This is a genomic window from Streptomyces sp. NPDC050743, from assembly GCF_044456925.1.
In the GTDB taxonomy this organism is placed as follows: domain Bacteria; phylum Actinomycetota; class Actinomycetes; order Streptomycetales; family Streptomycetaceae; genus Streptomyces.
Genome location: NZ_JBITGJ010000305.1, coordinates 1 through 1,903 on the forward strand (window position 1 = coordinate 1; position 1,903 = coordinate 1,903).

At 70.3% G+C, this 1,903-nt stretch carries 2 protein-coding genes and 1 pseudogene; 1 reads left to right on the forward strand and 2 read right to left on the reverse strand.

Annotated elements, in window-relative coordinates; translation table 11 throughout:
• On the reverse strand, nt 1–939 hold a 939-nt coding region (locus ACIBJF_RS53205; protein WP_399185085.1), incomplete at its 3' end, for a VOC family protein.
• A 137-nt stretch (nt 940–1,076) separates the two neighbouring features.
• Between ACIBJF_RS53205 and ACIBJF_RS53210 the strand changes: the two genes are divergently transcribed.
• Entirely contained in the window at nt 1,077–1,715 is a 639-nt protein-coding gene (locus ACIBJF_RS53210; protein WP_399185086.1) for a TetR/AcrR family transcriptional regulator, read from the forward strand.
• On the opposite strand, the pseudogene ACIBJF_RS53215 reads toward ACIBJF_RS53210, so the two are convergent.
• Nucleotides 1,681–1,903 (reverse strand): annotated as a pseudogene (locus ACIBJF_RS53215) (TetR/AcrR family transcriptional regulator); the annotation flags it as partial. The gene ACIBJF_RS53210 and the pseudogene ACIBJF_RS53215 overlap by 35 nt on opposite strands.

Below are 1,903 nucleotides of genomic sequence, written 5' to 3' on the forward strand. Positions count from 1 at the left end.
GTCGGCGAAGTGCTCCAGCATGAAGTGGTCGGGGTCGCGCCAGTAGTCGAAGAGCTGGCTGCCCTGGATGTGCCGGCCGATGCCCCAGCTGCGCTGGTATCCGCGCTCGGCCAGGTACTCCCCGCCGGCGGCGATCGCGTCGAGGTCGGTGACCTGGTAGGCGGAGTGGACGTATCCGGTGCCCGGCCCGAGGTGCAGGGCGAGTGTGTGGTGGTCGACGGGCAGGCTGCCCTGGTCGCAGCGGATGAACGCCATGGTCGGCCCGCGCCCGCGCTGCCCGTCGAGGAACAGGAAGTCGGACACGATCATGCCGAGGGTGTCCAGGTACCAGTCCAGGGTGCGGGTGAACGTCCGCGTCTCCAGCACCACGTGGCCGAGGCGCTGGATGCGGGACGGCTCACGGGGCGGGCGCTGGGTGGTGTTCGTACGACGGCCTTCGATGCCGGTGTTGAGGACCAGCGGCTGCTGCCCGGGCAGCGCGGGAAGTGGTTCGGCGCAGTGCACCACCCGGACCGGGAGGCCCGAGGGATCGAACAGGGCGACCGACCGGCCGCCGCCGGGGACGTCGATGTCCCGGACGGTGTGGCCGACGGCGGCGGCCAGCCGGTCCACATCGGTCCGTTCGGCCGCGCGGAACGCGGGCCCGAGGAAGCGGGAGGCGCGGCCGCGCCGGATGACCATGCAGGGCGAGCCCGCGAACGTGCCGCGCAGCCACAGCTCGTGATCGGTGCGGGCGGCGATCGCGAAGCCGAAGTCGCGGGCGAACACCTCGGCCCGGTCCAGGTCCGGCTTCTCGAACTCCAGCCAGGCCAGGTCCGCCACTTTGATCACGGGATTCCGGGCTCGTCCGGGGTGTTCACCGCGTAGGGCGCCCTGCTCGCTGTGGAGGTCTTGGTGGGGCGTCAGAGGACCGCCCTTGTTAACGGGGATGTGGGACATGGTGTCCTCCAAGCAACACTGCCGTAATGAGGAAATCATCAACTCTGCCGTTTCTCGTCGTCAATAGGTGCAGCCCAATAATTGAGGATCTCATCAGTAATGGCAGCGTCATCGTTGCGGTGGTTACACTGGGCCGTATGCCGACGTCAGCCCCGCCCAGGAACCGCTTCGAGCGACGCCGTGCCGAGACCCGCCAGGCGCTCGTCCGCGCGGCCCGGCAGATCCTCGCGGAAACCGGGGACACGAGCGCAAGCATCCAGGCCATCGCCGAGCGCGCCGATGTCGGCTTCGGGTCCTTCTACAACCACTTCGAGTCGAAGACGGAGCTGTTCGACGCGGCGGTGACGGACGCCCTGGAGGAGTTCGGGCAGGTCAGCGACGAGCGCGTGGAAGGCATCGACGACCCGGCCGAGCTGGTCGCGGCCGGCTTCCGGCTCACCGCCCGGATGGCCGACTCCCACCCGGAACTCATGCGAATCCTGCGCGACCGCGGCTTGGCCTACATCCACTCCGACCGCGGCCTGGCCCCACGGGCCCTGCGCGACCTGGAGATCGGCATCGCCTCAGGCCGTTTCACCTGCGGCAACGCGACCACTGCGCTGTCCGCCGTGGGCGGCACCCTCATGTCCCTCGTGGCGCTCCGGCTGGCCCGCCCGGACCTCGACGGCGACGAGGCCGCCTCCGACCTGGCTGAGATGGTCCTGCGCATGCTCGGCCTCGCTGCGGACGACGCCCACGAGGTCACCCGTCGCCCGCTGCCCGGTCTCGCCCGATGACCTCCTGCACCTGAAGCGCGGCCCTCTGTGGTGCTACGCCGGCGGCGACGAGGAACGCGGTTGCCGCGGCCTCACCAGTGGGGTCCGGCCACCGGCATGCGGCGTTCTCCTCGGCGAGGGCCAGCATGAGTGCCTCCAGTGCTTGGGCGAGGACGGGTGCGGGAAGGTGGTCCGCGAAGACGCCTTCG